The sequence below is a fragment of the Pedobacter antarcticus genome (assembly GCF_900103515.1).
Classification (GTDB): Bacteria; Bacteroidota; Bacteroidia; order Sphingobacteriales; family Sphingobacteriaceae; genus Pedobacter; species Pedobacter antarcticus.
Genome location: NZ_FNGZ01000001.1, coordinates 297,573 through 317,303, shown reverse-complemented (window position 1 = coordinate 317,303; position 19,731 = coordinate 297,573). Strand labels below are relative to the sequence as shown.

General features: G+C 43.6%; 9 protein-coding genes. All 9 read right to left on the bottom strand.

The genetic code is table 11. The annotated features are described in order from the left end of the window. Window positions 1–18 precede the first annotated feature (18 nt). Window positions 19–1,050: a GntR family transcriptional regulator gene (locus BLR53_RS01275; RefSeq protein WP_037444623.1), complete on the bottom strand. Its 1,032-nt coding sequence runs from the start codon at window positions 1,048–1,050 to the stop codon at window positions 19–21. A 53-nt stretch (window positions 1,051–1,103) separates the two neighbouring features. Next, on the bottom strand, window positions 1,104–2,867 hold the full coding sequence (locus BLR53_RS01270) for an alpha-L-rhamnosidase-related protein (protein ID WP_244889431.1): 1,764 nt from the start codon (window positions 2,865–2,867) through the stop codon (window positions 1,104–1,106). Window positions 2,868–2,891: 24 nt separating this feature from the next. Continuing rightward, window positions 2,892–6,176: a glycosyl hydrolase gene (locus BLR53_RS01265; RefSeq protein WP_074586448.1), complete on the bottom strand. Its 3,285-nt coding sequence runs from the start codon at window positions 6,174–6,176 to the stop codon at window positions 2,892–2,894. Between the two features lie 62 nt (window positions 6,177–6,238). After that, entirely contained in the window at window positions 6,239–9,007 is a 2,769-nt protein-coding gene (locus BLR53_RS01260) for a glycoside hydrolase family 78 protein (RefSeq protein WP_244889430.1), read from the bottom strand. A gap of 16 nt (window positions 9,008–9,023) precedes the next feature. After that, entirely contained in the window at window positions 9,024–10,538 is a 1,515-nt protein-coding gene (locus tag BLR53_RS01255) for a RagB/SusD family nutrient uptake outer membrane protein (RefSeq protein ID WP_074586444.1), read from the bottom strand. Window positions 10,539–10,548: 10 nt separating this feature from the next. Next, entirely contained in the window at window positions 10,549–13,677 is a 3,129-nt protein-coding gene (locus BLR53_RS01250) for a SusC/RagA family TonB-linked outer membrane protein (RefSeq protein WP_143007794.1), read from the bottom strand. A 148-nt stretch (window positions 13,678–13,825) separates the two neighbouring features. Continuing rightward, window positions 13,826–16,498, bottom strand: coding sequence for an alpha-L-rhamnosidase (locus tag BLR53_RS01245; protein WP_074586441.1), 2,673 nt, complete (start codon window positions 16,496–16,498; stop codon window positions 13,826–13,828). Between the two features lie 186 nt (window positions 16,499–16,684). Next, window positions 16,685–18,325 (bottom strand): TldD/PmbA family protein, encoded by a 1,641-nt coding sequence (locus tag BLR53_RS01240; RefSeq protein ID WP_074586439.1) that lies wholly within the window; start codon window positions 18,323–18,325, stop codon window positions 16,685–16,687. An 87-nt stretch (window positions 18,326–18,412) separates the two neighbouring features. Then, complete coding sequence (locus tag BLR53_RS01235) at window positions 18,413–19,729, bottom strand: TldD/PmbA family protein (RefSeq protein ID WP_037444634.1); 1,317 nt, start codon at window positions 19,727–19,729, stop codon at window positions 18,413–18,415. Window positions 19,730–19,731 lie beyond the last annotated feature (2 nt).

The window sequence follows — 19,731 nt, the reverse complement described above, 5'->3', positions numbered from 1 at the left end:
CACAGCTCTTTTTTGAAATTAAAGGGATTTTCTTAACTGAAGCTTGAAAGGGGCAGCATAACTTTGAACGGAATGTCCCAGCGCAATTGCCGCTGCCATTGTCCCCATCATCTTGAAATCTGTTGAAATTGTCGTTATTCCGTTAAGCAGGAATTTCTTAAGCGGAGTTTCATTGTAGGAAATAATACCGACTTCCTTACCAACCGTCAGATCCCACGCTAATACGTTCTCCATCAATACAACAAGATCATCTTCGACCAGAATAATATAGGCTTCTCCGGCTGTGATCTTCTCGTTTTTCATTTCATGGACAATTGCGTGATTAAATGCATACTGTTGGCAGAACCGCCTGAATCCATTGATAATTTCCTTTGGAAAATAGCTGTGTTTTGGAAAGACAATCTTCAAGGTATGATATTTCGCTAAAGCATCCCTGGCTTCCCCAAGCGCATTATAGATGTCTTTTTCGAAGTCTTCGTATACCGCTGAATACTCCCCTGTAATACCCGGTATCTTTTTATCCAGCAGGATTAGTTTCTCCGGCGGTATCGTGTTTATTATTTCATGAGCCATTTCCCCACCCTCTACGAAATGTGGGATAATTACATAATGGGTATAAACTGTGCGCTTATTCTGGATCAGCTTTTTAAAGAGCGCAAAATTATTGTTATAGATATAGAAATCTATCGTTGCATCTTCCCCCAGTGCGCTGACAAAGGAGTCATATATCATCTTTTTATGGACTGAAAGCTTATTGAATAACAGAAATATTTTGACCTTCTTTTTGAAATCAGTTTGATCTATATAATATCCCTTCCCCGGCACAGAAACAATTACGCCTTTATTTTTCAGATACTTATAACCTTTTTCTGCAGTATCCCTTGATATTTCCAGAACACAGCTCAACTCATTTATAGATGGTAGAATATCATTCTTTAACAGCAGACCCTGCTCAACTGCCTCTATGATGGAATCACTCAGCTGTAAATATTTTGGGGTTGCAGAATAGTCATCGACTTTAATAAATTTAAAATAATCTACTGGTTTCATTTATTATTTATTTTGTGTGTATGTTCATTTTTGATTAGCTAAATCTTTTCGTTTTACCTGACGATACGAACGCCTTCCGGCGCATCAATCTCTGTTTTAATTTCACCGTCCGCCAACCGTGTGTGTTTTACGGTAACAAGACCATGCGGAGTCGGAAACCTCCCCTGTGCAAAGGTCAGGTCTCCAAGATGTGGCCTCACCTGAATAACTTTACTACCTGGTTCCAGAACCTGAATACCTAAAACATGTTCTGTAAGCCAGGCCGTAGGCCCGGAAGCCCATCCATGTGCCAGACTGTGTCTTAGGTTTTTATAACAGTAAGCTCCGTAACAGGCATGTACATCTATTTTTCCGGCAGGAACAAGCTCATCGATCCGGCCCGCATTTTTTGTCCAGTCTAAATCAAAATCTTCCCAGAAAGTAGTGGCGCCTAGATCGAGCATACCGCCCCAGTATTCTTTGATATTATCAATCGCACCCTGATAATCTCCTGCTTTGGCTTTCGCCTGCAACATGTAATAGCCATAAAAAGTCGAGAAGTTTTTGGTGCCTCCGATTTTCAGATATTCATTCGCTTTTTTTGCGGGAATCAGACCTGCCATAGCCATTAAAGCGGCAGCCTGTTTACTGTCGCCAATTTCAGGTACATGTTTTTTCAACCTGGAAATGGCCTGATCACAACGGACTGCCATTTTTTCTTCACCCAGAACCCGGCAAAGTTCGGCACCGTCCTGTAAGGTCATAATCATCATAGCCTGTAAACCAGCATGTATGGCCGCTTTATTCTCTGAGGATGGCCAATCCAGAAAACGATTTCCATCGAGTGCCTCCTGATTACCGTTAATCTTACTAATCAGATGTCCCAGTAAATCTACCAGATAACCGCGCTGTGCTTCCAGGTAGTCTCTGCGTCCCTGATATTTAAACCAATCCCGCTGAATCCTGATCCACCACATAGAATAGGAACTGATTCCATTCATCCAGGATGGTAAAGGATTAACATTTCTAATGAGATCCAGGCTCTGCGGAACTACTTCGTTATAGCCAAAAACACTATTAATAGTCATTACTTCAGGATGCATATCACCTACCCAGACCAACCTGTCTCTTTTAACTCCATCCCAGAGGTATTGCTGCATGTTCAGATGAACGGTATAGGCGCCTGTTGCCCAAATCTCGTTTAACCGCTCATCACTGCTGTGAAAGGAGCCTTTATACGGGATATCCCGGTAGACGAAAATAGCCCTGGCTTCTTTCAACAAGAGCTCTCTTCCCGGATCTATCAGGTCGATCCTGACGAACCTGAATCCTGTATTGCCAAACTCCATGCCGCCTAGCCAAGGCAGCTCTACGATCATGTCGCGGATCGCATGATCATTGGTTGCACCGCTCAAAGTATCAATATCTGACATTGCTTCTGTAGCTGATTCCCCAAAACGAATACGCACTTTAAGCGGTTTTTGATTTGCCATTAACCCAGTGACCAACTGGATACCCCCATGTATTTCTTTGCCAAAATCCAGCAGGATACCAGGTTGATGTACGCCGTCATTTTTTAAAGTAACCAGATCTTTATTGACCAGTTCTGCTTGTCCGTTACCGGGTTTCAAAAGTTGATGTGCATCTTTAACATAAGTACCACTACTATCTGATTTCCAGAGAATACGGGTCGGACTCAAATACATCCTTGTTCTGGGGTCTCTGGAAATACCAGCGGTGTCTCTGCCTTTAAAAACTGGTGGAAGCTGTGCGTAAATACTGCTTGAAATGACCAGTAGCAGAAGGAAAAGGAAGGCGCGTAAATTAACTATCATCATGTATTTTTCTAATATTGTCTGAATTTATTTCCCTGCAACAGGCAGGCTATACAACCGTACCTGGCCAGTCAGGCCCGAAGGTTCCAGCTGATTTACTGGTTTAAACGGATTGACACTGGTCCAGGTGGTCCTTTGCTCTGGCTCCAGCATACTATCCCCGATAAGCCGGTTTACCCAGGTATTGACTACAAAAATTTCTAGCTTATTTTCACCAGGTTTTAATGCCGGGCTGATATCAATACGCCATGGCGCAGTCCACAGTCCGCCAATTTCTTTTCCATTAACTTTAACTTTCGCCATTCCCCGTATTTCACCCGTCTCAAGGATTATTCTTTCTGATCCGCTATGAGGTTTATGAGTAAACATTTTTTGATATCTGACCGTACCGCTATAATATCTGATGCTGTCTTCGGCTCTTTTTGTCCAATCTTCTAGTTGGTTAAACACGACGGTTTTTTTTGGTCCACGCTGCTGATCTTCGAAATAAAGTTCCCAGCTACCTGTCAGCTCCTTTACGAGTTGTAATTCTGGGAAATTTTTAACTATCCGGCGCTCCGATGGCAAATTTTGACGCTGATTATGAACCCGCTGCTTTTCTGTTGCCTTGAAAACTAAAAAGAAGCTTTCTAAGGGCGCAAGTTTTAATGGAACAGTTATTTGACCGTCTGCCGCAATATAATCCGGTAGCGCACGGGTAACGCCTTGAACCGGATCCCATAATGAAGGCTCCTTACCTGATACGCGGAAAGAAGGACTGATCTGAAGTTCTTTACTAGTTTGATTACTGATAAAATATATGTCTTTATCTGCAAGCCGGCGATGGATGTAGAGTACGGGTATTTCTTGTGTCAAACTAAAATCGGGTCTGATCTGCAACTGATTTAAAGCCTCCTGCATACCGACGTTCTGCATAACCTGCCCTTTTCCATACTTTCTGAATGATTTTTCTGTAGCTGGCACCCCGCCCCATAACGCTGCAGCAAGCTTTTTAACTTCTTGATCTGCATTTGGATAACCCTGCAGGCTCGGTGATCTGAAGGGGGCTGGCCCCAAAATATTTGCCCCTTGCTCAACCAGAATTCTGATCTTTGCAAGTAGTTCGGGACGCATAGTTTCTAGTTTTGGTAAAACGAGCAAGCCGTAATTCATACCGTCCGGTAATACCAGCCGGCCGTCTTTAACTACCGTACGGGTCATTAAAACTTCTGCATTGATATAGTCGAAAGCGTACCCTGCCGGTAAAGCTGGGTCGGTTACACCGGTCATTTTCGGTGCATCCTCACCAATAAAATAGGCGACATCTGCCACATATTTACCTTGCTGAAGCATGTAATTACAGCGTTTAAGATAAGCTGTAAAAAGATCCATATAACTGAACCACGTATTATGCCGGTTAAACTCATTGCCGAATTCAGCATTGATACCCGGAACCCTTTCGTCTGGCTGCTGAATAAATAAATGCAGCAAGGTATTGTTAATGCCCTCAGAAAAAAAGCGATCACCGCGTTGTTTCATCAGAGCGGGATAACGGGCATAAGATTTACCGCCAGCGGTAAATGATTCAGCAGACACCTTATTTTTTCCATAAATATGCGCCGCTGATGATGCAGCACGGTTCTCAATATCTCCCAATTCACCTTCAGACCAGAATTCACCACCAATCTCATCGGACTGTCCGCCGTATTGGAGAAACTCTCCCGGAAAGCCCCAGTGTCCATAATTTTCCAGCCAGGTGGTTAGTCCGTGCTTATTGCTAATTGCCTTCAGGCCGCCCACGTAATCGTAAGCCACCCTGTCGGCGATCAATCTCCTTAAATCCCATAAAAAACGGTCCGAACGATCTTGACTACCTACAACTTTCCCAGTGATAACCGGGAGGTAAGGAGTCGGATCGTAACCATATGCCGCCACAAATTTCTCCTGCATCTGATCTGTCCAGTTCTGGCCGCCTGTTTCATAACTGTCTTCAACAGCTACCCGCCACGTTTTACGGTGTTCTGCAGGAATCCTGCGGAGAATTTCTCCAAGAAAACTGTCGAAGTGACTGGCAATATGTTCTTTGCTCATCTTATCTACTTCAAGACCGGTTCCCTCTGCTGAGGCCGGGCTATTAGTTACCTTAGTCGGCGTCATGCCTGTGCGCATTACAATCCAGTCACCGGCAGGAAATTTCCAAATAAAACTGCCGTCCGTAGATAATCCGGCACTGACATCGATAACTTTCCCGGGATCGATAAGCATGGCACTTGAACCCACTACAGCCTGTGCTTTCCATTGGTATTCATTCCAGTAAGGTAATGGAGACTGAAACATTTTGGCTAGTGTCTTGCCAGAATAGTCTTCGATAACAGGAGCTGCTGAAATTTCAATTTCATTCAATCCGAATCCTTCTGAAGCGGAACTGATGATTAATCTGAAGTCTCCTGAAGCGATCTCAGGGAAGCTTACCGAGACAGGCGCAAAGGGGTCGAACCCGACATTAAGCGCAGGATTGCTGCGATCAATATCAAATTTTTTAATTGTCGTATAGATAGTTCCATCAAATACCTGAAGTTCGGCTTTAGCTTTTAAAGAACGGTGAGCAGGATAAATAACCAGGCTTCTTGCTGTGAATTTACCAGGTATCTTCAAATCAATCTGTACTGGCTGGCCTGCCGGTAATTTAACTGTATGCGTATAATCACCGTCAGCTAACGCGGCTGCACCAGAAACAGCAACATTTGTTTTGATAACTGGCTTTAAGCCGGAAACATGCTGACCATATCCTTCAGGCGCAGGAAAGGCAAGAACTTTAACATCCTGAAATTCATCTTTTGGTTTATCCAGTTTGATATTAACCTTCAATCCGCCTTTCACCTTTTTTTCGGTGGAAGTCAGGTAGCGCATGGACTGGCTTGTTTTAACCCATGGTCCTCCGGACTGGCTCCATCCAGGGCTGTTAAAAATACCGATCTCAATATTGAGTTTCGTGGCTGTATGCAGGGCAGTATCCAGGATTGCCCACCATTGCTCAGAAAACAGCTTCACTTTTCCGTACGGCGTGGATGGGTAGCCAATATTTCCGATAAATGCACGGTTAATCCCTACCTTTTTCATAGCGTGCAGGTCTTTAATTACCCCAGCAGCCGAAATATTATCGGACATCCAGTACCAGTATATAGAGGTCTGAATACTGTCTGGTGGATTATGAAATCCTTCTTCCAGCCCGGCAGAAGTATTGTTAAAAGGACTGGTTATATTTTGTGCCAAACCGTTAAAGCTAAATAAGCTCAATAGCAGGATAAGCTTTAGTCTTTGACCTTGATTCATTGGTAATATCTGGTTTGTTTAAACAGCGGAATATGCATTCCGCTGTTTAAGGGTTATAATATCTACAATTTATAAGTGTATTCAAATGAATAGGTGCCGGATCCGGCTTTCAGAACTAAATCGTTACCTGATTTTTTGACCTGGTTGATTTCTTCTACCCTGGCTATTGCTTTTCCGCTTTCCAAAACTTCAGCGGCAGCAGCCCCTGGCAAAGTAATCTGTGCTGTTGTATTGGCCGGCACAGTTACTTTGATTTTAAATTTCCCGTCGGAAATACTCCAGTCACTTCCCGTTAAACCATAGGGACTGTCAAGCTGCGCCGCAGCCTGGGTAAGCTTACCACCTGGTTGTGGTGCGATATTGATCTTTTTATACCCAGGACCGGAAATATCCATATCCAGACCTGCAATTGTACGGTACATCCAGTCGCCGATAGCACCATAAGCATAATGATTGAAGGAATTCATTCCCGTAGTCTGAAAAGTTCCGTCAGGTTTTATACCATCCCAGCGTTCCCAGATTGTAGTCGCCCCCATTTTCACCGGATAGAGCCATGAAGGATAAGTTTCCTGCAACAGCAGTTCATAGGCAACATCATTCCGGCCGAATCTGGTCAGTACTTCGCACAGATATGGAGTACCCAAAAATCCTGTGGTCAGATGGGTTCCGTAATTTTTAATGTTGGCCACGAGCTGTTCTACTGCATGCGCCCTTAAATCTTCGGGCAACAGATCAAACTGCAGGGCAAGTACGTAAGCCGTCTGTGTACCCGACACCAATCTTCCATTTGGCGTTACATATTCTTTGATATATGCCTTTTTAATACGTCCAAGCAGCTCTTTATATTTATCTACATCTGCTTTATTGCCAAGTACCTCTGCAGCATTTATAAGTAATTGTGTGGAGTAGGCATAAAACGATTGTGCAATCAGATATTTATCGGTAACGGCAGACCGCCCGTCACTATCATCCTGCAAATGAAAATAAAGCCAGTCTCCGAAGTGGAAACCTACATTCCAAAGATCATTTTTACTGCGCTGCTGCATAAAATCTACCCATGCTTTCATACTCGGGTATTGTTTAGTAAGGATGTCTTTATCACCGTAAGAGAGATACATATTCCATGGAACTACAGTGGCTACATCTCCCCATCCGGCAGATCCTGTTGCGTCAGCTCCCATTACATTGGGCACTACAAATGGAATACTTCCGTTAGGCAACTGGTCGCCAGCTACATCTTTCATCCATTTGGTAAAAAAGCCAGCTACATCCATATTAAAAGCGGAAGTACGGAAAAAGACCTGCGCATCTCCTGTCCAGCCCAGACGTTCGTCTCTTTGCGGACAATCGGTTGGTACATCCAGGAAATTACCTTTCTGCCCCCATTGGATATTATGCTGAAGCTGGTTGAGCAAAGGGTTAGAAGAACTGAAAGTGCCGGTAGGTTTCATATCAGCATAAAGGGCTATAGCTTTAAATGCAGCAGGGTCTGCCGCACCATTTAACCCTGTTACTTTTACATAACGAAATCCTTGATAGGTAAAATGCGGCTCATAAGTCTCTGTGCCTGAACCTTTAAATGTATAACTAACATGCTGTTTTGCAGTTCGTAGATTGGCATCGTAAAAATTACCTTCTTTATCCAGCACTTCGCCGTGCTCAAGCTTAATTACCGAACCAGCTTTACCAGCCATCCTAAACTGTACCCAACCTACAAGATTCTGCCCGAAATCAAGAACGGTCTCTCCTTTAGGTGTCCGGATGACCTTCAGTACCTTAAACTCTTCTTGTTTTCTGGCAAGGGGCGCAATGCTACTCATCAATTTTTCTGGTCCAGCCGGTAAAATACTGACGGATTTCCATTCTGTATCTGAATATCCGGGTAAAGACCAGCCTGCTTTCTCGCGTCTCGCATCGTAGTTTTCGCCGTTGTACAAATCGGAATACAGTACCGGTCCTTTACTGAATTTCCAGGTTCCATCGCTATTAATGGTTTTAGTGCTGCCATCCTGATAAGTGATCTGCAGCTGTGCCAATCCGCTTAGTCTTTTGCCGTAAAAACTACGCTGCCCATTAAACCCGATGTTACCACGGTACCAACCGTCGCCCAACATGAAGCCAATAGCATTCTGTCCTTTTTTTACCAGGTCACTCACATCATAGGTCTGGTAGAGTAGCCGTTGATGGTAACTTGTCCAGCCGGGCGCCATATAGTCTTTACCGACCCGTTTTCCATTGATTCTGGCTTCATAGATCCCATGCGCCGTTATGTAAAGTGTTGCAGTCCGGATATTATTGTCGACGTTAAAAGTCTTTCTAAAGATCGGTGATGGTCCTGCAAGTGTATCTGTTGCTGTAGTGCCGATCCATTGTGCTGTCCAGTCAGATGGCTTGAGTAAACCGGTATGCCAGTTCCTGACCATACTCCATGGAGACTCATTTCCGTGGTTATCTTTTATTTTAACCTGCCAGTAGTACTTAGTGGAAGATTCTAGCGCAGGGCCGGAATATGGTAGCAGTACAGATGTTTCGTTCTGTTGCTGCCCGCTGTCCCATAACAACTGGTTTCCCTTGATTAACGCTGCAGAGTCTTTCCCCACCCTGATCTGGTAGCTCTTCTGAAGGGTATTACGTTGTTCCGATTTGATTTTCCAGCTTAATCTCGGCGAGGCTTCGTCTATGCCCATCGGATTGCTTTGGTATTCTGTTCTCAGCTCCTCTATTTGAATTTGCTGTGCCATTACCCCGGAGCTCAGTAATGAACTCAACAGGATTAAGGCAGAACCGGCTCTGCTAATGGAGAACTGGGTAACCTGCTCTTTTTTCATCATAACATCTTCTTTTTATTTATTGGGGATTCTGGGTCAAATTATCCAGGTTAATTTCTCTTTGTGGAATAGGTAGTAACAGTTTAGCCGCATTGACTTGGTAAGAGCCCGCAGGTACCGTTATCTTACCAACCATTTCTTTCTTCCCATGCGCGTTCATTACCTCAACGGCTTTACCTGCGCGTACAAGATCATACCAGCGGTGATTCTCAAAAGCCAGTTCTACCCTTCTTTCCTGAAGTAAAGCCTGGCGAAATGCTTCTTGTGTCTCCACACGCAATACCGGATCGGCGTTACCGGCAGTTTTTGGTTTCAACTGTGCCCGTTCACGGATCTGATTCAGTAGAGAAAATGCTTCTCCGTTGGCCGCAAACCCTTGTTCATTAAGACACTCCGCGATCATCAGCAAGACATCTGCATACCGTAGCAGCGGAAAATTATCGTCTGTTCTACCCCTGTCAACAAAACCATGGTTGTATTTTTTTACATATGGATTGGGTTGAAATTTACCGCTAAGATCAGTGAAGCCAACGGCCAGAGAGATGTCTTTTCTAAGATCACCGGGCTCGTAAGCATCTATCATATCCTGCGTTGGAACGTTCCAGCCATTTCCACCGCCCAGTGTAGTGCCTGCATCTCCTGTAACAATGCTCAGTGAATTCCAGGGTGCAAACTGATACATGAAGTTACTCGCCAGAGCTGGCTGAGCTCCAAGGTATTGAATTTCAAATATAGATTCGCTATTGTTTTTATTGGCAGGACTGAATACATCGGCATATTTCGCCCTCAGTGCATAGCCTAGTCCTTGTACTTTACGGAATTCTGTCAGCGCTTCGGTATATTTCTTCTGGGTGAGATAGACTTTGCCTAGTACCGTCCTCGCGGCACCTGCTGTTGCTCTGCCAGCTTCTGCTACCGGATATTTTGCGGGAAGCAATTCTGCAGCGGCATTCAGGTCGGTGATAATTTGTGCATATACTTCGTCTATTGATGCACGGCCTTTAGATTGCGCTTCATCTGGGGAATTGGTCGGTTCGAGTCTTAAAGGAACTCCTCCATACTGTCTAACCAGATTGAAATAATTGAAGGCACGCAGAAACAGTGCTTCTCCAGTATACTGCTTCTTTAATTCCTCTGCGATGGGCTTGTCTGCAATCCTGAAAATAATCTCATTACTTCTGGCAATGGCCGTATAATTCTGCTGCCAGTAAGAACTTAGCGGCTCTGCAGTTGCACCGACGAGAAACTGATCAATAAATTCACGTTGTTCATAACCTCTGTCGGACGGGTTATATTGATAGTAAGTGTTGTCGGACCGCATTTCTCCAAACAACCAGTAATTAACAGACCCCATTTCGCGCAAGGACGAATACGCGCCATTCACGGCTTGTTTGAAATCTGTTTCGGTTTGATAGAAATTATTGCCAGCCAGAGAAGCCTCCGGCGTCTGATCGAGAAAGCTCTTTTTACAGCCTGCTGCCGCAAGACTTACCATAAAGATGCCTGTTATAATAGTTTTTAAATGATTCTTCATGTCTGTCTTTTTAAAATGTCAGATTAACGCCCAAAATGAATGTTCTTGGCAATGGATAATTGGTGAAGTCTTCTCCTGGAACCAAGGCATTGCTCACCGCATTTCCTGAAATCGTATTCCTGCTGACTTCCGGATTCGATCCGCTGTATTTAGTGAATGTCGCCAGATTTTGCACGCTGGTATAAATTCGTGCACCTTTAATGACTTTGGAAGAGGCCAGCAATTTTTCATTTATTTTATAGCCAAGTGTGATATTTTGTATGCGCATAAAACTTGCATCTTCAACCCAGGATGAATTGACATCTCTGTATATAACCCTGGCACCATTGGTTGTGGGGGTCATCCCATCACCTGGATCTGCTTCAGATCTCCAGCGGTTTAATACTTTACGATCTACGTTGAAAATTCCATCGGTATTTAACAGGAACTGATTGGCTGTTTTGAGGATTTGCCCCCCTTGAGAACCGACCAGCAATATGTTCAGGTCAAATCCTTTGTAAGCAAAATTGTTGGTTAAACCCCAGATAAAGTTAGGTTGAGGCGAGCCGATCACATCAAAATCTTTTACAGCCTCTATAATCCCATTACCATCGACATCTTTATATTTTATAGATCCAACAACTGAGGTTACATGCTTCGGCGAGTTATCCAGATCGGCCTGGTTTTTATAAATCCCCTCCAAAACATAACCATAGAACTCTCCAACGGGGCGGCCTACCTGGGTAATATGCTGGTAGGAACCCTCACCGCTCCTTCCGCTGAAAATCGGGTCATTATTTTCATTCAGCGCCAGTACCTTATTACGGTTAAAGGCTATATTCGCACTGGTATTCCATTTAAACTCACCCTGCAGGTTACTGGAAGTGATACCAAATTCGAAACCTTTGTTTTCGATCTCTCCAGAATTTATAATAGCATTAGAATAACCTGAAGAAAGGGGTATTTCGCTATTATAAAGCATCCCTTTAGTAATTCTGCGGTAATAGTCGAGCGTAAAGTTGACACGATCTTTCATTATCCCCATATCAATACCCAGGTCCAGCTGCGATGATTCTTCCCAGGTTAAATTTGGATTATTAAGTGATGTAGGAACTCTGCCGCCTGCAAGGTTACCGCCAAAGGCATAGTTAGATGAGCCTATATTGGTGATATAGGTGTAATTACCAATATTATAATTCCCGGATAAACCATAGGTTCCTCTCAGTTTCAAGTCACTGATCCAGCTGATGTTTTTCATGAAGTCTTCCTGTGAAACCCGCCAGGCAAGTGCCGCAGAAGGAAATGTTCCGTACCGGTTATTTTGTCCAAAACGGGAGGATCCGTCTGTACGTACGGTGGCCGTAAAGAGGTATTTATCTTTGTAGGAGTAATTCAATCTGGCCAGATAGGAAATAATAGACCATTTCTGTACGTCCTCTCCAAAGGAACTTATAATTGACGCTGCATTAATAGTCTGGATTTTATCGTCGGGATAATTATCAGCAAACAAGCTTAAAGACTCTGCCCGCTCCTGCTGCGCACTATAACCTAGTACAGCATTTAACCGGTGATCTGTTCCAAATGATTTATCGTAGGTTAACAGTGCTTCTGAGAGCCAGTTGAAGCTATTTGATTTATTGGTTGATGAATTGGGGACTACTGGTGGCGGCGCATTAATACCACCCACAAAAGAAGGGTTAAATACAAAAGATGAGTTTTGAATGTAGTCTACATTAAAGCTGTACCTCGCCTTCAGACCAGGCATAATCTCCAGCTCAGCAAATGCAGTTCCAAGTCCTCTGAAGCTCTTGCTTTTTGTACCCGCAAATTCCAATGAATTTAATGGATTAGGCCCGGCATACATATCTGGTGAAATAACATAGGGAGTACGGTTCCCATTCCCATCGGTCAACGGAACAAGCGGGCTAAGCCAAAGGCTGCGGCTTAATACATCTACAAAGTCATTTTCAAAACTATTCAGTCTCTGTACGCTGTGTGTTGGTGCCAGGCTCAAACCTATTCTTAGTCTCTTACCGATCTTGCTTTCAGTATTCATACGCACGGAGAGCCGCTCAAACCCGGTATATTTTAGTGTCCCATCCTGATTGAGATAACCTAACGAGAAAGCATATTTAGAGTTTTCTGATCCGCCGCTAATACTTGCATCTATACTTTGCTGGGGAGCGGTATGCAGAATTTCATTGTACCAGTTTGTTCCTTCTCCGTATTGGGCGGGATTTCTAAATGCCTCTGGTATATCTGCATCAGTAGCTGTTAAACCTCTGAAAGCAAAATCGTCAATAATCTTATCCTTTCTAAATTGCGCAAATTCAGTTGCGTTAAGCATCTGAGGTCTTCCTTTCTGAGGAACAGTCTGCACGCCCGTGTAAGCGCTGACATTTACTGCAGGAGCTCCTCTGGTACCTTGCTTGGTTGTAATAACGATAACTCCATTGGAACCTCTGGACCCGTAGATAGCGGTAGAGGAAGCGTCTTTTAAGACTGTAATAGACTCTATATCGTTTGGATTGATCACGTTCAGTGGATTAGAGACCTGCCCGGATGTATTTGAAATTGGATATCCATCTACGACAAACAAAGGATTGTCTCCTGCTCCGATGGAACCTGAACCTCGTATTTTGATGGAAGTTCCACCGCCGGGTGTTCCGGTAGTCGTACTGATTTGTACTCCTGGTATTTGTCCCTTTAATTTCTGGTCTACGGAACTTACAGGGATGTCTTTGATTTGTGCTGCAGATAATGTCGCTACCGCACCGGTTGCATCTTTTTTAGTTGTCGTTCCGTAACCGATTACAACAATTTCATCCAGCCGCTGATTATTGGGAACAAGTACTGCACTCAAAGCAGACTGTCCATTAACCTGCAGGCTAAGTTCATCATAGCCCACATAACTGAAGGTTAAAGTCGCTTCTTTATTCGTCTGCAAGACGTACTCTCCATTGGAATTAGAGGTGGTACCGGCATTGCTGCCTTTCACTTTGATTGTTACGCCCGGTATCGGGCTGCCATCGTTTTTGTCGGTTACCTTTCCAGTAACCCGATGCTGTTGCGCAAATGCGGAATCAATACTGCCAAAGGCGAGTATAGTTACACAGATCACAACAGAAATCCATTGGTGTAAATTTCTTTGGGTTGTCATATCAGAATATATTTGGTTACCTAAAAATAGAGCAACCCTCCTGCTGCGGCAACCTGCTCCATCCTGCAAAAAGGATATAAAAACAAAAAAAGGGAGTGCTGTAAAAAACAGGCACTCCCTTTCGAGTCTTTTGTGGTTCCGTTACCGGTTATCTGATTACGAACTGATACTCACCAGCTTCAATCTCGAACTGAGCTGGCAACTTCTTTTTACCCAACCAGGCAGACTGACCAGCTTTAAGTGGGAAATAGACTGTTGCCGAAGAATTTGCAGGCACAGTTACCTGGTAAGAAACCTGCTTACCTTTTTTCTTCCAGGACGAACGGATTAATCCCTGCGGACCGTTATGGCTCGCCTCGAACTCGGCCAGATTGCCAGAGAAGTGCGGCATTAACCGGATATGTTTAAATCCAGGTGCTTTTTCATCCGGCATAATTCCACCCAATCCCTTAAAGAACCAACCACCAATTTCGCCAAACATCATGTGATTTAAAGAAATATCACGCTCTGCCTGTATATTCCAGTTTTCATAAAGTGTAGTGGCACCATTAGCAATCCACCAGCCCCATGACGGGTAGGTATCCTGCACAGCAAGCTGATAAGCAATCTCGGACTGTCCGTTTTCGCTCAATGCATTTAAAATAGCCTTTGCACCCAGCACGCCTACGTCAAGGTGCATATGGTCTGCTTTCACTCTTTCAGCTAATTTCTCTGCTACCGAGGCTTTTAACTCTTCAGGAACAATGCCCCAGAAAAGGGCAACACTGAGTTCTGTTTGCAATCCGGTTCCGTAAATACCTTTTTCAGCATGAAAATATTTATCATTTATAGCCTTTTTAATTTTTTCCGCCAATGCTGTATATTCCTGATAATCGCTATCATACCCGAACAGCTTAGCTGCTTTTGCCAAAATCACAGCGTCTGCATAATAATAGACCGACGAGGTATACTCGAGCGGAGATTCAGATTTCACAGGTACCCAGTCTCCACGTCCCCATGTAGTTAATCCATTGGGGCTAATCTGTGTGACGTAGTTCACATAAGATTTTATATTCGGATAAACGTTGTGCAGTAACCTGGAATCACCATAGAACATATAAATGTTCCATGGAATAATTGCAATTGTACTTGTCCAATCTGTACCGTTTGCTGTTCCATAACCCCAACCGCCAGTTGGTATGATATCGGGTAAAACACCGTTCGGCTGTTGCTCATCCTGATGATCTGCAAGCCATTTTTCATAGACAGTAATCCCATCAAAATTGTACAGTCCTGTCTCAATCGCAAAATGCCCGTCTCCTGTCCACCCGTTTTTCTCTCTTTGAGGACAGTCTGTCGGATAACCGAAAAGATTGGATAAATAGGAGTTATTGGTGGCCCACCATAATTTATTTATCATTTCACTCGAACTTTTCACCTCTCCGGTTACCGGTACATCGCTATGCATAAAATGTCCGATAATACTCTTTTGATCCAGCTGAACAGGTTTATTACTGGTTACTTCAACATACTGAAATCCTTTGTAATTAAACTTAGCCATGAATTCTTCTTCGCCTTCACCACTTAAGGTAAATATATCAGTTTGAAAGGGATCATTGCTGGATACCGGTTTGTAATACACGTCTATGTTAGATAAATCCAGCCGTCCGTTTGGTTTAAGACGTTCTCCATGTGCAATACTTAATCGTGTTCCGCGTTCTCCCCTCACTTTAATCTGACTCACGCCAGCGATATTTCTTCCCAGATCAAACAGGTAGGTCGTATCGTTGATCTTCTTAATGCTTTTCGCCGGAATAGTTTCTACATTTCTAATGGGATGCATAGCCTGGCTAACCACATTTCTTGAAGGAGCAGCACGCAAAGAAGATCCTTTCCACTTACTGTCATCGAATCCAGCAGTATTCCATCCTTTCTGTTCCAGCCTGGCATCATAATGTTCAGCTGTATAAATACTGTTAAAAACAATAGGACTGTCATGTGTTTTCCAGCTTTGATCTGTATAAACAACTTCTGTCGTACCATCCGTATAGGTAATGCGAAGATCCAGGCAGAATGTTGGTCTGTTACGCCATGGCGCCTTATCAAAATTCCAGACTGCAAGAGACTGATGGTTATACCATCCGTTACCCAGCAACACACCTATCGCATTATCTCCGTTCTTTACCTGCGGGGTAACGTCATAACTTACGTATAAATTTCTGCGGTCAAAGCGAGTATACATGGGGTCAAGACGGTGATTTCCAACTTTCTTTCCATTCAGATACAATTCATAAAGCCCACCGGCAGCGATATACGCCCTGGCAGATTTTACAGTCTTGCCCGCATTAAAAGATTTGCGGAAATAGGGTGCTGGTAATTTATTGATATCACCGCGGTCACTAATCCAATTGCCTTGCCAGTTCTTCATATCCACCATTCCGGTTTCAAAACTGGACATCACGGGTGCTGCTTGTTTTCCGTCTTTATCCCAAATCGTTACGCGCCAGAAATATTTAGTAAATGCTTCCAGTGGTTTACCATTATAAGAGACCAGGTTGTCTGCGGAGGTTTTCCTCCCTGAATCCCAAACTTCTGCTCTGTTGGATGTACCAGAAAATACAGAATCGGTACTAATCTGAATCTGATAGGCAGTTTGTTTTGCCCCCTGCCTGCTGTCTTTTAATTTCCACATTAAGCGTGGGTATTTTGCATCTATACCCAGAGGTGTTTCCAGGTATTCGCATCTCAACTGAACCGGCCGAAGAATTGACTGGGCCGATAGTGTTGGCAAAGAAAATAATGAAGTCAGGAAAACAGACAACAAGAAGATTTTGGTTTTCATATGGATTTTTGTATTTGGCTACTCTTTTATTCAGAACTAATCTGCAAAATAACATTTACCCCCTTACATTGCAACCTGTGCTGTCCTGTCGGAATAACCGGATGAGCGCATTTCCCTGCATAAAAAAATCCGGTACAGGCTTTAATAAACCTGTACCGGATCGTTATTTAAACAAGGAAGATGGCTTTAGCCTAATTGTCTTCCGGTATTGATTACGTTTACCCCGTTAAAACGGGAGGTTGGGCAACCATGAGAAACGGCACTGGCTTGTCCTGGCTGGCCTTTACCGTCTGAGAATGTACCGCCAAGCCTATAGTCTTCCTGTCCACACAGCTGTGTACAGGAATTCCAGAACTCCTGGGTATTGGACTGATAAGATGCATCTTTAAGCATTCCAACAATCTTACCTTCCTTGATTTCATAAGCCAACTGTCCGCTGAACTGGAAGTTGTAACGCTGCTGATCTATGGAATATGAATTTCTGCCAAACATATAAATGCCTTTTTCTACATTCTTAACCATCTCCGCCGCACTTAAAGGCGCTTTCCCAGGTGCCAGGGAAACGTTTGGCATACGCTGAAATTGGATGCTATCCCAGCTATCTGCATAACAACAAGCTTGGGAAGCCTTTAAACCCAGAATATGCGCCTGGTCACGGATGGTCTGGTAATTGACAAGGATGCCGTCTTTGATAATATCCCATTTACCGCATTTCACACCTTCGTCATCATAACCTACCGCGCCAAGTGAGCCTTGTTCTGTTTTATCAGCTATAACATTTACTTGTTTACTACCAAAGTTGAACTTTTTGCTCTCCCATTTATCGAGTGTCAGGAAACTTGTGCCTGCAAAATTCGCTTCGTAACCTAAAACGCGGTCAAGTTCTGTCGGGTGTCCAACAGATTCATGGATAGTCAGAAATAAGTGGGTCGGGTCTAATACCAGGTCGTATTTACCTGGCTGTACTGGTTTTGCTTTCAGCTTTTCTTCTACATGTACTGTAGCCTCTCTAACGTCTTCCAGCATATCGTAACGCTTTTTGTACATGGTTACCGGGCCGCCTTTGATCTTCTCGCTGTCTTTCGGCGTAAGATATTCAAATCCCATTCCCATTGGTGAGCTCATCGCAGTCCTGGTCTCAAATTTACCACCTGCTGAATCAATTTTAGTAACGGTGAAAGTTGGCCACAGGCGATGGACATCCTGGTCAATATAAGAACCGTCTGTTGACGCGAAATACTTTTGTTCATTGACCATAAACAAATTGGAGTTTACATACTTTGCTCCGCCTTTCAGGGCTTCACTGTTTACATTAAGTAACAGATCTACCTTTTCTTTAATCGGTACTTCAAACGCATTAACTTCAAAAGGTGTTTTCCAGCTTACTTCTCCAAAACCCTGCTGTGGGGCAAGTTGGACAGGTTCTGTTAGCAACTTGGAGTTACCTTTCGCAATCGCCACTGCTGATGCAGCTGCTGCTGCAATACTGTCATCACTCAGATTATCTGTTGCTGCAAAACCCCAGCTTCCGTTTGCGATTACACGTACACCTAATCCATAGGACTCGGTATTCGCAATATTCTGCACTTGTTTTTCACGTGTCGCAACTACCTGATTGAGATAACGGCCGATTCTTACATCAGCATACGTCGCTCCTTTACTCTTAGCGGAATTCAATGCTACATCGGCCATGCGTTTTTTTAATTTCACATCCACCGGAGTTAGTGCTTCTTCAATGCTGATCGCTCTTCCAAAAACAGGAACGCTTTCCAGCATCGATGCACCCAGGCCAAGGCCGGTCATATATAGAAAATCTCTTCTTCTCATGTGCTTGTTCTTTTTTTCAACCAGCCAGCCGTATCACAAAAGCGATAGCTCTGTCTATACAGCTGGCCGGTTATAAGAAAATTATTTTTAAATAGCGTCAGATAACGAAGTGAACGTGAAGTCCCTTATTTTCATCGGAGGTATCATTCCATTTCCGGTACGTACTGGTTTTCCGAGAGCTTCAACGTTATTCAGCATGATAACCGGACTTTCATTAAATCTAAAGTTCTTGACAGGGAATTTAATCTCTCCGTTTTCGATATAAAAAGTACCATCACGTGTAAGACCTGTCAAAAGTAAAGTCTGTGGATCTACGGAGCGGATATACCAGAAACGTGTTACCAGAATACCTTTTTCTGTACTTTTGATCAACTCTTCTAATGATTGAGTCCCACCTTCCATAACTATACTGCGATTGAATGGTAAAGGTTTTACGCCTTTTTGCTCCGCCCAGTAGCGGGAGTAAGACAGGTTTTTAACCACCCCATTCTCAATCCACTGTGTTTTATTTATTGGAACACCATCATTATTCCAGGCAGCTGTAGGTACATCCGGATTCATTGGATCTGAATATATATTTACGTTTTCTGAGAAAAGCTGCTCACCGATACGCGTACCACCGCCTTTTTTACTCATAAAACTGCGCCCTTCGTCCGCACTTCTGGCATCGAAACCACGGAACATATTACCTAGCATATCACTGGCTGCAAGCGGCTCAAGGATTACTGTATATTTACCTGGCTCTATTGCTTTTGCCCCAGCAGAACCAGTTGCTTTAGATGCAGCAATCTTGCTCAGCGCTAGTGTATCCATTTTATCGAGGTCATTAAAACGTTGCTCAATATATCCGGAACCTGTGCCTTCCTGATTTCTAACCGTTACAGAAAAAGAAATATCAGTAGATTTATTATAGGCGAACAGGTTCTTAGAGTTCATAATGGCATTGAACCAGGTGGAGTTTTCCAGGAAACCTGCTGCTTCAAGTTTTGCTGCTTTAGAAACCTGCAAACTTTTACCTACCATCTCTGCTCTGCTGTCTGGAGTGATCGCTGCTGTTTTAGCATTAAATGTCGGTGCGTCGGCATACTGCTGAGGACCGAGCAATGGCATAAATTCCGGATTCTCCGGAGCTAGCTTCGCTAATTCTTCAGAACGCGCAACAACTTTCTTCAGAGATTCATCATCAAATTCATTGATGGTGGCCATACCTGTTTTTTTACCAAAAGTTGAACTTACAGCCAAACTCATTTTACTAATTTGTCCAGCCGTAGAAACTGCATTCCTTGCATAACGGATATTTCCTCCGTCAGAACCATTTAAACTCAATTCACACGAGTCAGCTTTAGAAAAGCTGAGTACTTTTTTCAGAATAGCCTGAGCTTCTTCTTTACTTAATATTGCCATAA

What these genes read in the sequence shown, in the direction of transcription:
- BLR53_RS01275 (WP_037444623.1), bottom strand. Translation starts at nt 1,050, where the DNA reads ATGAAACCAGTAGATTATTTTAAATTTATTAAAGTCGATGACTATTCT.
- BLR53_RS01270 (WP_244889431.1), bottom strand. Translation starts at nt 2,867, where the DNA reads ATGATGATAGTTAATTTACGCGCCTTCCTTTTCCTTCTGCTACTGGTC.
- BLR53_RS01265 (WP_074586448.1), bottom strand. Translation starts at nt 6,176, where the DNA reads ATGAATCAAGGTCAAAGACTAAAGCTTATCCTGCTATTGAGCTTATTT.
- BLR53_RS01260 (WP_244889430.1), bottom strand. Translation starts at nt 9,007, where the DNA reads ATGATGAAAAAAGAGCAGGTTACCCAGTTCTCCATTAGCAGAGCCGGT.
- BLR53_RS01255 (WP_074586444.1), bottom strand. Translation starts at nt 10,538, where the DNA reads ATGAAGAATCATTTAAAAACTATTATAACAGGCATCTTTATGGTAAGT.
- BLR53_RS01250 (WP_143007794.1), bottom strand. Translation starts at nt 13,677, where the DNA reads ATGACAACCCAAAGAAATTTACACCAATGGATTTCTGTTGTGATCTGT.
- BLR53_RS01245 (WP_074586441.1), bottom strand. Translation starts at nt 16,498, where the DNA reads ATGAAAACCAAAATCTTCTTGTTGTCTGTTTTCCTGACTTCATTATTT.
- BLR53_RS01240 (WP_074586439.1), bottom strand. Translation starts at nt 18,325, where the DNA reads ATGAGAAGAAGAGATTTTCTATATATGACCGGCCTTGGCCTGGGTGCA.
- BLR53_RS01235 (WP_037444634.1), bottom strand. Translation starts at nt 19,729, where the DNA reads ATGGCAATATTAAGTAAAGAAGAAGCTCAGGCTATTCTGAAAAAAGTA.